We start from the raw sequence: 11805 nt of genomic DNA, 5'->3' as shown, positions 1-11805 counted from the left end.
GTCTTCGGTACAAATATCCAAATCAGTTCCCCAGCAGCTCCAGCAATCTTTCCAGGTCTTGGGCACTGTAATAGTTTAATTCGATTTTTCCTTTTTCCTTGCCTTGTTTTATTTTGACTGTTGTCTTGAACCGCTCCCGTAATACTTCCTCTACATTATCAATATAAGGATCACGTTTCACAACCTTGGCCTTAATTCCGTTAGCCGGTTTGCGGTCGAGATTCTTCACTACCTCTTCCAGTTCTCTAACACTCCACTGAAGCTCCACACACTGAGCAGCCAATTGCTTGATGACCTCCGGATCTTTCAGAGCCACAATTGCCCGGGCATGCCCCATCGAAATTGTTCCACGTGAAACATAATCCTTCACTTCTTCCGGTAAGCTAAGCAGCCGCAAAAAGTTGGCGATATGCGATCTGGACTTTCCGACTTTAAGAGAAAGCTCTTCCTGAGTTAGTGAGAATTGATCCATCAGTCCTTGATAAGCAACCGCTATTTCCATCGCGTTAAGATTCTCACGCTGCAGGTTCTCGATCAGGGCAATCTCCATCACCTGCTGATCACTGAGGCTGCGTACCACTGCCGGAATCGTAGCTTTGCCGCAATATTGCGAGGCCCTGAATCTGCGTTCCCCGGCAATAATCTCATACCCTTTCAACACACTGCGAACAATGATCGGCTGGATCACACCATGCTGTCTTATGGATTCTGCAAGCTCCTGAATGGCCTCTTCATTGAAATCCTTGCGCGGCTGATAAGGATTGGCTCTAAGCTGCGTCAACGGGATCTCTACTACCTTATCGTCTTCATTGATCGACAGAGAAGGTATTAATGCATCCAAGCCTTTTCCCAAACGCTTACTCATAAGAGATCACTTCCTTTGCCAACTCTAAATATACTTCCGCTCCCTTGGAACGGGAATCGTAGGTAATAATTGACTGTCCATGTGAAGGGGCTTCGCTTAGGCGTACATTACGCGGGATAATCGTTCTGTATACCTTTTCCTGGAAATATTTTTTCACTTCTTCAATGACCTGAATCCCAAGATTCGTCCGGGCATCCAGCATCGTGAGCAATACTCCCTCTATTTTGAGATGCGGATTAAGATTCTTCTGAACCAGTCTTACCGTATTGAGCAGCTGGCTTAATCCTTCAAGCGCATAATATTCGCATTGTATAGGGATAATCACTGAGTCTGCAGCCGTTAGAGAGTTAATAGTAAGAATCCCTAATGATGGCGGGCAATCGATGATGATGTAATCATAATTCGCCTTCACTGCATTCAGTGCCTTCTTCAGCTTCAGTTCCCGCGATATCGTAGAGACCAGCTCGATCTCTGCTCCTGCCAGCTGAATAGTTGCCGGAATAATATGAAGGCCCTCAATCCGGGTCTCCTGTATTGTTTCCTGCGGATTCACTTCATTAATAAGAATATCGTAAATGCAATTCTCTACATCCGCTTTGTTGACGCCAACGCCGCTCGTAGTGTTGCCTTGCGGATCAATATCAACAAGCAGCACTCTCTTCCCCAGAGTAGCCATGCTGGCACCCAGGTTCACAGAGGTTGTTGTTTTACCTACCCCGCCTTTTTGATTTGCTATGGCAATAATCTTGGACACTTATTTCACCTCGAATTGTTTAGAAAGAATCATCTTGTAGTTCTTAGCTGTTAACGGCATTATAATCTGGATCTACGGCATCACATTTGCGGAGATGTAGATAAATAGACAACAACTTATCCTTAGAGTGTATATGTGATAATGTTCGGAGCTAGTCATAGAAAAGGCGGCCAACACCTCAGGGCCGCCTTCAGCTTTTTGTTGCCATTATCGTTTTGGAATTTGGATCACAATCTCATAATGATCTCCGCGGTCATTCTCGGAGGTCTTAATCTCCATTCCTGAGCCGGTAACCATGTCTATAGATTGACGAATTGTATTAAGAGCGAGACGGACATCTTTGGTATAGGAGGTCCGTTTTGATTTTTTGGTCTGGGTAACAGCCTTGTAGAAGGCGATACGTGCTTCTGTTTGTTTTACATTCAATTCCTTGGAAATAACCTCAGCCAGAACCTTAAGCTGCATCTCCTCAGTGTCTAGCGACAAGAGCGAGCGTGCATGGCGCTCGGTAATTTTTCTTTCCATTAATGCAGTTTTGACCTGTTCAGGCAAATTCAGCAAGCGGATTTTATTGGCAATGGTGGATTGGCTTTTGCCAAGCCGCTGAGCCAGACTCTCCTGGGTCAATTGATGCAAGTCAATCAGCTTCTGATACGCGATCGCCTCTTCAATAGAAGTTAAGCCCTCACGCTGCAGGTTCTCTATCAGTGCGATTGATGCAGCCTGTGAATCATTGAATTCGCGGACAAGCGCCGGAATGGTGTCCATGCCCAGCTTTTTAACTGCCCGCCAGCGTCTTTCGCCTGCAATAATCTCATACTGGGAATCACGCATACGAACAACGATCGGCTGGATCACGCCATGAGTTTTGATAGTCTGACACAGCTCGTCGATCTTCTCATCATCGAAAATAGTCCGTGGCTGATACGGACTGCTGATGACCTCATGAACCGGGATTTGTTTGATCTCTTCTCCGCTGCTCCGCTCGGTAAATCCAAAAAGCTTGGTGAATTGTTCTTTCATTCCGTTCATAACCACCTAATTTCGTTATAGTACGATCCTCTTAACCTTTCATGCGAAAAGCTTATCGTACAGCGTAAGAAAAGTATCCATAAGTCATTCTTAGCCACTTCTCTTAAAAGACGGCCTGGCATTCATTCTGATCATATCTATTAAAAGTCTTACTATATTATTCTATCACTTTTCTGCTAATAATCCTATTCTCCATAATGACCTATTTTTCCTGCAAACCAGCCTCAACTAAGCCAGCTTTCCAGGAAAATAAAAAGATCAAGCTCACATTCGCATGAGCTTGATCCAGTATAACAGAAGACTGTCAAATGTTGTTTCACGTGAAACAATTAGATAAGCGGCGACTTCGCAGGTACGCCGGGCTTGCGCGGATACTTGGACGGGGTGGCCCCTGTCTTACGTACAAGAATGATATGCCGGGAAGATTCTTCCACCGGCAGACTGAAGGATTCTACCTTGTGCAGTTCAGCACGCAGCTCCTTGAAGCTGCGCTTGGCTTCTTGCAGTTCCTCCGTCGGATCGCTCCCCTTCATGGCAGCGAAGATGCCGTCCTTGCGGGTGAATGGCAGACAGAATTCATTCAGAAGCGATAAGCGGGCCACCGCACGGGCAGTGACTACATCATAAGCATCCCGGTGAACAAACTGTCTGGCGACATCCTCCGCCCGGCCGTGAATGAGCTGTACACCCTTCAACCCCAGGGTATCACAGACATGCTGCAGGAAGGTGATCCGCTTGCTAAGTGAATCCACAATCGTCAGCTTAAGATCAGGGAAGCAGATTTTCAGCGGAATTCCAGGAAACCCTGCCCCTGAACCAATATCAGCAAGACTCTTCGTCTCCTGCATATTCACATAGAAGGCTAAAGATAAAGAATCATAGAAGTGCTTGGTATATACCTGGCTCCGCTCTGTGATCCCGGTTAGATTCATCTTCTCATTCCAGGAGACCAGCTCCTGATAATAGAGTTCGAATTGTTCAAGCTGCTTCATTGAGAGTTCCAGCCCATGCACCTTAAGCAGGTCGGTGAACTCAGCTACCGTTGTATCCATAGATTATCCTTTCGCCGCTGTTACACGGTTGTAGTGCTCCAGATAAACCAGCAGAATCGAGATATCTGCCGGGGTAACGCCTCCGATACGTGAAGCCTGCCCAATGGAGATTGGAGCGATTTTGGTCAGCTTTTGCCGGGCCTCCATGGCCAGTCCATGAATCTCATTATAGTTGATGTCGTCAGGAATCTTCTTCTTCTCCATCTTCTGAAGCTTCTCCACATGCAGGAGCTGTTTCTCAATATAGCCGGCATACTTAATCTGAATCTCCACCTGCTCCTTCATCTCTTCATCCAGCTCTTCTGGAGAAGGAGAGATCAGATCCACGAAGCTGTAGGCTAGCTCAGGGCGGCGCATTAAGGTCAGCAGATTGCTTCCGTCAACAATCGGTGCAGATCCATAACTGGCTAGAGCTTCATTCACTTGAACCGGCTTAATCTTCGTCTCCTGCAGACGGATAATCTCACGGTCGACCCGGCCCTTCTTATCAAGGAAGGCTTCATAGCGCTGCTCTGTAATCAGCCCAATGTCATAACCGATTGGCGTCAGGCGGAGATCCGCATTATCATGACGGAGCAGCAGCCGGTATTCCGCACGGGAAGTCAGCAGTCGATAAGGCTCATTCGTTCCCTTAGTGACAAGATCATCGATCAGAACGCCAATATAGCCCTGCGAACGGTCCAGCACCACCGGCTCTTTCTCCTGCACTTTACGCGCTGCATTGATACCGGCAATAACCCCCTGCCCTGCCGCCTCTTCATAACCGGAGGTACCGTTGATTTGTCCCGCAGTGAATAGTCCCGGCAGACGTTTGGTTTCCAGAGACGGCCAGAGCTGCGTCGGAACCATCGCATCATATTCAATGGCATAGCCGTTGCGCATCATCTCTACCTTCTCCATTCCGGGAATAGACCGCAGAACCGCCAGCTGCACATCCTCAGGAAGGCTTGTCGACAGACCCTGTACATAGTATTCCGATGTGTTTTTACCTTCCGGCTCCAGGAAGATCTGATGCTGTGATTTATCACTGAACCGGACAACCTTATCTTCAATTGAAGGGCAATAACGCGGACCCGTTCCTTCAATAATACCCGTGAACATCGGCGCCCGGTGCAGATTGTCATTAATGATCTGGTGAGTAACCGGGGAGGTGTAGGTTAGCCAGCAAGGCAACTGCTCATTATCCGAGGATTTGGTTTCAAAAGAGAAGAATTTCAGCTTCTCATCGCCCGGCTGGATTTCGGTCTTGGAGAAATCAATCGAGTCCTTGTGGACACGCGGCGGCGTTCCGGTCTTGAAGCGGACCAAATCGAACCCCAGTTCGCGCAGATTCTCGGACAGGCGTACGGACGGTTGCTGATTATTTGGTCCGCTCTCATATGTCAGCTCACCCATGATCACCTTGCCGCGCAGGTAGGTTCCCGTTGTCAGAATAACGGTCTTGCTGTGATACACCGTCCCGGTCTTCGTCACCACTCCGGCGCAGCGTCCGTCTTGGGTGATCAGCTCCTCCACCATCCCCTGGCGCAGAGTCAGGTTAGGAGTCTTTTCCATCGTTTCTTTCATCGCGTGCTGATAGAGGAACTTGTCGGCTTGTGCACGCAGAGCATGAACAGCAGGCCCCTTGCCTGTATTAAGCATTCGCAGTTGAATGAAGGTCTTGTCTATATTGCGGCCCATTTCTCCGCCGAGTGCATCAATTTCACGCACCACATGGCCCTTGGCGGGTCCGCCAATCGATGGATTACATGGCATGAAGGCCACCATATCCAGGTTAATTGTGATCATCAGTGTGCGGCAGCCCATCCGTGCAGCAGCCAGAGCTGCTTCGCAGCCGGCATGACCGGCGCCGATGACGATAACATCATAGCTGCCTCCATCATAATTCATAACGGTTCCTCCTTCTTATTTGCCCAAGCAGAATTGCGAGAAGATCTGGTCCAGCAGCGAATCAGCCGCCGTATCTCCAATAATCTCTCCAAGCTGCTCCCAGGCCAGACGTACATCAATCTGTATCATATCTATAGGAATCAGTATCTCCGCTGCTTCATAGGCATCCTGTAATGATTTATGTGCCTTCTTCAGCAAGGCTATATGCCTTACATTGCTTACATAAGTCAGGTCGCCAGATTCCAGCTTGCCTCCGAAGAACAGTGCGGAGATCGCCTCTTCCAGTCTATCGAGTCCTTCCTCTTCCAGCACCGACATCGGTACAATACTCGCTTCAGCGAAAAAGGAGCGCAGCTTCCCCGTGTCCAGACGGGACGGTAAGTCCATTTTATTCATGATGACCAGCGCTTGTCTACCGTGGATTTGTTCCATCAGTGCCAGTTCATCCTCATGAAGCTCCTCATTGGCATTTAGCACCAGCAGAATCAGATCCGCATCGCTGAAAGCCGCCTTCGAGCGCTCCACACCGATTCTCTCTACCACATCCATCGTCTCACGGATACCGGCAGTATCCAGCAGCTTCAGCGGGATATTATTAATCGTTACATACTCTTCTATCACATCACGCGTTGTTCCCGGAATGTCGGTCACAATCGCCTTGTTGTCACGGGCAAGCGCGTTCAGCAGTGAGGACTTCCCGACATTGGGCCTGCCCACAATAGCTGTCGTAATCCCTTCGCGCAGAATCTTTCCTTCATTGGCGGTTCGAAGCAGCTTATCTATGCCTTGCATAACCTCTTGACTCTTATCCTTGATGAAATCGGCAGTTAAGGATTCCACATCATGCTCGGGGTAATCAATATTCACTTCTATATGGGCCAGTGTCTCAATTAGCGTGTGCCGAAGCTCATGAATACGTGCGGATAACGAGCCGCTAACCTGCTTGAGGGCAACCGAGAAGGCCCGGTCCGACTTGGAACGAATCAGATCAATTACGGCCTCGGCCTGCGAGAGATCAATCCGTCCGCCCAAAAAGGCACGCTTGGTGAACTCTCCCGGCTCGGCCAGCCGGATATCCTGCTGCAGCAGCAGATCCATTACTCTTCTTACAGAGATTACACCGCCATGAGCGCTGATCTCCACCACATCCTCCGTGGTAAAGGAGCGTGGTCCCTTCATGACGGTTACCAGTACCTCTTCCAGCTGTTCGCCGTCCTGCAGACTTACGATATGTCCATAATGCACCGTATGAGAATCAGCTTCCGTAAGGGGGATACGGCTTTTGAACAAAGGGGCTACTTGGGGGATTGCCTGCGGTCCGCTAACCCGGATGATGGCAATACCGCCCTCGCCCAAGGCTGTCGATACAGCGGCAATAGTGTCACTAAGCATGTTGTAATTCACCTCTGGTTATGGTCTCTTCAAAAAAACAATGACTCCTCGCATAGGTCAAGGAGTCATTGCGGCATATGGTTCTACTTCAAAGTTATAACGACGCGGCGGTTCGGCTCTTCACCCTTGCTGAGGGTGTTCACCTGCTTGTGATCCTGTAATCTGGAATGGATGATCTTGCGTTCCTGCGGGGACATGGGCTCCAGGACCACCTCTTTGCGGGTCCTCACCACACGCCCGGCCAGACGGTCAGCCAGCTCCTCCAGTGTCTTCTTGCGGCGCTCCCGGAAGTTCTCCGCATCCAGCACGAGCCGGATGAAGCTGTCAGAATACCGGTTGGCCACAATATTAGCCAAATACTGCAAAGCATCGAGAGTTTGTCCTCTTCTGCCAATCAGCAGCCCAAGCTCCGGACCGGAAATTTGCAGAACAGTTGATTCCTTGGCATGAACGATTTCAACTTCCACCTCAAGCCCCATGCTCTTGGCGACATCTACAATGAAATGAACGGCCTGACCGTATGCTTCTTCTACCGGGTGTCCGGAATCCTGGCGCGGTACACCGCTGATCGCCTCTGTATTGCTCTCTCTTGTTGTCTGCTGAGACAGTAGCGGAGCACTCGCCGCTGATGCCGGTGCGGCTTCCGGGATCAAGGTCAATTCCACCTTGGCACCCTTCGCACCGATCAATCCAAGGAATCCTTTTGACGGCTGTTCAAGTACGTTGACCGTTACCCGGTCCTTGTGAACTCCAAGCTGATTAAGTCCCCGTTCTACAGCTTCTTCAATGGTTTTCCCTGTCGCGACGACTTTGCTCATTTTGACTTTTTGACCCCCTTCTTCCCATTGCTTCCGTTTCCTTTAGCAGCAGGAGTTACATCTTTGCGGGCGTTAGAGTTGCTGTTCTTGCTTTTCGTCAGGTTAACATCCTTGGCCTTGCTGTTGCCTGCACTTACCGTAGCATTCGCAGCCACAAGTGCTGCTTTGTGCTTATCATTGTTGCGGTACAGGAAGTAGTTCTGGACAATGGTGTAAATATTGCTGTATACCCAGTACAGAGGCAGAGCAGCCGGGAAGTTGTAGGACATGATGAAGATCAGAACCGGATAGACCATCATCATGAACTGCATTGGACCCTGCTGTTGGACCGGGTTCATCTTGGTCATCATGCGGGTCTGAATGAAGGTGGTTGCGGCAGCGAGAACCGGCAGAATGAACAGGTGGTCGGGCTTGCCAAGCTGCAGCCACAGGAAGTCATGCAATCTGAGATCCGGGTTGTAGTAGATGGAATTGTATAGGGCAATAAAGATTGGCATTTGCACGATCAGCGGCAGACAGCCCGCCATCGGATTAACCTTGTTCTCCTGGAACAGGCGCATTGTCTCCTGCTGTACCTTTTCGGGCTCATCTTTATATTTCTTCTTAATCTTCTCAAGTTCCGGCTGAATCGCCTGCATGGCGCGCGAGCTCTTCACCTGCTTAATCGTAAGCGGGAGAATCAGCGTGCGGACAATAATCACCATCACAAGAACGGCAAAGCCGTATTGGCCGTTGAACCACTTGGCGAAAGTATCCAGAGCTAAGGCGAAATAATAGACAACATTACTCTGCCAGAAGCCTCCATTTTTCAAATCCTCCGTAGTGTGCGTCACTGTTGTCGCAGACGGAGAGCATCCCGACAGAACAGCGATCATTAGAACCATTAACCCGAGGAGAAGAAACATTTTTCCTCGCTTAGTCTTCATTAGAGACACTTCAAAACCCCTCTCATAAACATTCCATTGCACCGTAAATCATAACATAATTATGGATACAAATAAACAAGCCCTCTTCAGGCTCTTTTACTTGCGTAAAGCCTTGAGCAGCTTGGCTTTGCGCAGCACATGCAGCACGCTTTTCTCCAGCTCGGCGTAATCCTTGGAGAGCGCTCCTTTTCTGACAATGAAAACGATATCCAGATTGCCGGCAATTTCCGCCTCGTGATGACGGACAATCTCCTTGACCAGCCTTCTCATCCGGTTCCGGACTACGGCATTCCCGACCTTCTTGCTGACGGATATGCCCACCCGGAATCGTTCCACTTCTCTTCTGGGGAACCAATACACCACATACTGATGATTCGCAAATGACTTCCCATGGCGGTATACGCGGCTGAAGTCGGCACGGTTTCGTAATCGTAGACTTTTGTGCACGGAAATCTCCTATTCAAATACCGGAATTGCTCCAGGCTCCGGAATTTCATCTTCTAATTAGTATTGTCATTCAAGGGAGACCATAAACAGTTACCGCGGCGGCCCTGGAGATCCCCTGCCAACAAACATAGACAGCTTGTGGAATTCTTATATCTTTAAAAAAAGCCCCGCAGTAGCGTTAACATCCCCTGCAGAGCCTATCATTTATTGTTGCAGCAGCAGAAGTAGTGCGTGGGTTTCTGCTCACTGAGCGTCATCCTATTCTGCGCTATATATAGAAGAGAAATAAAAACAGCTGATGCATTCTGCAAATAAAGCGTAAAAAAGGACCACAGCAGTGGTCCCAAAGTGGCCTATCTTACGCACTCAAAACTTTTCTGCCTTTCAAGCGGCGGGCTGCCAGCACTTTGCGGCCGTTTTTCGTGCTCATTCTTTTGCGGAAACCATGCACCTTTTTGCGTTTGCTAACATTTGGTCTGAACGTCGGTCTCATGTATTGCACCTCCCTTACAGGAACATAATTACTGTCATATAAGCAGAAACGGACTAAGCCGTCCTTAAAGTAGGGACAGTATCTACAAGTATTATCAATTTAATTTGGAGACATATCCTCACAGAAAACACCTTTATATATTTAAACATATATTAGCGCCAAAAGTCAACCATGTCTCTTTCTCCCTCTTTTTCAGGTTGCTCCGCTTATCCACAAAGGAACACATCCAAAATAATAATCCACAGGCTTGTCCAGTTATCCACCTGTGATTAATTCCGGGGGGAATTTGCTCACAGGTGAGCACAACCTGTGTATAAAAAAATTGGCGCAGCCGCGGAAACTGTCGAACGGTAAACAAATTATCAACAATATGTAGTGGTGTGCCTAAAAATTATACACAAGTGATTGAATTTGTGGATAAAATGGCCTCGCTCATTGAAAAACAAGGGGCGTTTTGCTATGATAGTATTACTTTTGAATGTGAATAGATTTGTTTGTTCAATAAATTATCAACAAGCTGTGGATAAAGTTGTGAACAATTCAAATTTATCCATATTTTTTTGTCTCTTGAAGTTGCATACTGGGGATAAGATTCAGCACCAACCCATTTTCTTCGACATTTCCACTTCATGGCTGATGCCACATTTGGAAGATTTAAAGGAGTGACAGTCTGTGGACAGCCATACTTCCGAATTATGGCAGCAAATATTATCGATTATTCAAACCAAACTAAGCAAGCCGAGCTTCGATACCTGGTTCAAGGCCACCAAGGCCATGACGTTCAATTCCCAGGCTCTTATCATCTCGGCGCCTACAACCTTTGCCGTAGAATGGCTGGAAAGTCGCTATACCAAACTGGTAGGAGCAACGGTATATGAAGTTACCGGACAGCAGGTGGAAGTCAAATTTGTCATTGAGGAGAACAAGCCCTCTGAGCCTGTAGTTCAGCAAAGTGCGCCTACTCCCGTTGTTTCGCGCGAAGAGGCACAGACTCATTTGCTCAATCCCAAATACACCTTCGACACGTTCGTGATCGGTTCAGGCAACCGTTTTGCGCATGCAGCCTCCCTTGCTGTAGCCGAAGCGCCGGCCAAAGCCTATAACCCTCTGTTTCTGTATGGAGGCGTAGGTCTCGGAAAGACTCACCTTATGCATGCGATCGGCCATTATGTGCTGGAGCATAACCCCAATAACAAGGTGATTTACATCTCCTCCGAGAAGTTCACGAATGAATTCATCAACTCCATCCGTGATAACCGCGGCGAAAGCTTCCGCAACAAGTACCGCAATGTTGACATTTTGCTGATTGATGACATCCAATTCCTGGCCGGCAAGGAGTCCACGCAGGAGGAATTTTTCCATACGTTCAATGCTCTTCACGAAGAACGCAAGCAAATTATCATCTCCAGCGACCGGCCTCCCAAGGAAATTCCCACTCTGGAAGAACGGCTGCGTTCCCGGTTCGAATGGGGACTGATCACAGATATCCAGCCCCCCGATCTTGAGACGCGGATTGCCATTCTGCGCAAGAAGGCCAAAGCGGAGAACCTGGATATCCCGAACGAAGCCATGATGTACATTGCCAACCAGATCGACACGAATATCCGGGAGCTTGAAGGCGCGCTGATCCGTGTTGTGGCTTATTCTTCCCTGACGAACCAGGATGTGACGACACATCTGGCAGCCGAAGCGCTGAAGGATATCATCCCTTCAAGCCGTCCGAAGATGATCACCATTAACGATATTCAGCAAAAAGTCGGTGAATACTACAATTTGCGCATGGAGGACTTCAAAGCGCGGAAACGCACGAAGGCTGTAGCTTTTCCAAGGCAGATTGCCATGTATCTCTCCCGCGAGCTGACGGATTATTCGCTTCCTAAGATCGGCGAGGCCTTCGGAGGACGCGATCATACGACCGTTATCCATGCCCATGAGAAGATTACGCAGCAATTAAAGGTGGACCAGGAGCTCTATAAAGTGGTAAATAATCTTTCGGAGAAAATTAAAAATCCTTCCTAAGAGGAACAAAGAGCCTATACACAATCTATACACATGTGGGTAGGCTTAATTTTATGCTGTTTAGCCACTTATCCACATAAACGGAGCCCCTACTACTAATACTATTAAATAACTATA

At 48.4% G+C, this 11805-nt stretch carries 11 protein-coding genes; 1 reads left to right on the top strand and 10 read right to left on the bottom strand.

Translation table 11 applies throughout. From position 1 onward, the window contains the following. Positions 1–22 precede the first annotated feature (22 nt). From NSS64_RS28690 to rpmH, 10 genes are all read right to left on the bottom strand, one after another. Positions 23–865 carry a ParB/RepB/Spo0J family partition protein gene (locus NSS64_RS28690; protein WP_036728055.1) on the bottom strand — a complete coding sequence of 281 codons (843 nt, stop codon included), beginning with the start codon at positions 863–865 and terminating at the stop codon, positions 23–25. Beyond that, the gene (locus tag NSS64_RS28685) at positions 858–1619 is read right to left on the bottom strand and encodes a ParA family protein (protein WP_209987398.1); all 762 of its coding nucleotides are present in this window, start codon (positions 1617–1619) and stop codon (positions 858–860) included. The genes NSS64_RS28690 and NSS64_RS28685 overlap by 8 nt, the downstream gene beginning before the upstream one ends. 207 nt (positions 1620–1826) lie before the next feature. Continuing rightward, positions 1827–2642, bottom strand: coding sequence for a nucleoid occlusion protein (gene noc, locus NSS64_RS28680; RefSeq protein WP_036728058.1), 816 nt, complete (start codon positions 2640–2642; stop codon positions 1827–1829). A 338-nt stretch (positions 2643–2980) separates the two neighbouring features. Continuing rightward, entirely contained in the window at positions 2981–3703 is a 723-nt protein-coding gene (gene rsmG, locus NSS64_RS28675; protein ID WP_341142307.1) for a 16S rRNA (guanine(527)-N(7))-methyltransferase RsmG, read from the bottom strand. Between the two features lie 3 nt (positions 3704–3706). Next, on the bottom strand, positions 3707–5593 hold the full coding sequence (gene mnmG / locus NSS64_RS28670) for a tRNA uridine-5-carboxymethylaminomethyl(34) synthesis enzyme MnmG (protein WP_340995157.1): 1887 nt from the start codon (positions 5591–5593) through the stop codon (positions 3707–3709). A gap of 15 nt (positions 5594–5608) precedes the next feature. Beyond that, positions 5609–6985, bottom strand: a complete 1377-nt coding sequence (mnmE, locus tag NSS64_RS28665) for a tRNA uridine-5-carboxymethylaminomethyl(34) synthesis GTPase MnmE (RefSeq protein WP_341142306.1) — start codon at positions 6983–6985, stop codon at positions 5609–5611. An 83-nt stretch (positions 6986–7068) separates the two neighbouring features. Continuing rightward, complete coding sequence (gene jag, locus NSS64_RS28660) at positions 7069–7803, bottom strand: RNA-binding cell elongation regulator Jag/EloR (RefSeq protein WP_036699874.1); 735 nt, start codon at positions 7801–7803, stop codon at positions 7069–7071. Further along, positions 7800–8738 (bottom strand): YidC/Oxa1 family membrane protein insertase, encoded by a 939-nt coding sequence (locus NSS64_RS28655; protein ID WP_076081919.1) that lies wholly within the window; start codon positions 8736–8738, stop codon positions 7800–7802. Before NSS64_RS28655 ends, jag begins: the two co-directional genes overlap by 4 nt. An 87-nt stretch (positions 8739–8825) precedes the next feature. Further along, positions 8826–9176 (bottom strand): ribonuclease P protein component, encoded by a 351-nt coding sequence (gene rnpA, locus NSS64_RS28650; RefSeq protein ID WP_036699878.1) that lies wholly within the window; start codon positions 9174–9176, stop codon positions 8826–8828. A gap of 358 nt (positions 9177–9534) precedes the next feature. After that, positions 9535–9669, bottom strand: coding sequence for a 50S ribosomal protein L34 (gene rpmH, locus NSS64_RS28645; RefSeq protein WP_039295761.1), 135 nt, complete (start codon positions 9667–9669; stop codon positions 9535–9537). Between the two features lie 672 nt (positions 9670–10341). Here rpmH and dnaA point away from each other — a divergent pair. Further along, positions 10342–11688, top strand: a complete 1347-nt coding sequence (gene dnaA / locus NSS64_RS28640) for a chromosomal replication initiator protein DnaA (protein WP_036699882.1) — start codon at positions 10342–10344, stop codon at positions 11686–11688. The last annotated feature ends 117 nt before the right edge of the window (positions 11689–11805 follow it).

The sequence above is a fragment of the Paenibacillus sp. FSL H8-0122 genome (assembly GCF_038005345.1).
GTDB lineage: Bacteria > Bacillota > Bacilli > Paenibacillales > Paenibacillaceae > Paenibacillus_AQ.
This window is presented reverse-complemented; position numbering and strand designations above follow the sequence as displayed.